Raw genomic sequence first — 305 nt, forward strand, 5'->3', positions numbered from 1 at the left:
TGATTGCTGTACTTCGAGCAGATCGGCCTCAGCAGATGTGAAGGTGAACCGGTGCGCGCCCTTGTCGCCCGGGGCGAAGAAGAGGCAGGCTGCGCCCGCCTGGACAGGGGACACTATGGTTTCGGCACCATCGCGCAGAGCGTCGAGATGGCTCGCGATCGTATATTGGTGAGAGTTCGGATACCCCGTGATCGAGAACCGTTCACCCCATCCGACGTCCGGAACGCTCGCGGTGACTTTGTAGTTCGCGCCGGACTGCGTGTAGTATGGCCGGCCTGCACCACCGGCGTAGTTCTGGATGGTGA

1 protein-coding gene is annotated in these 305 nt (G+C 61.6%); it reads right to left on the minus strand.

Going from position 1 to position 305, the window contains the following annotated elements:
• Window positions 1-305: hypothetical protein (locus tag ACPYOG_RS19355; protein ID WP_481295758.1), on the minus strand; the 305-nt coding region annotated here is incomplete at both ends.

This window comes from Leifsonia sp. HAY1-4F (genome assembly GCF_056755275.1).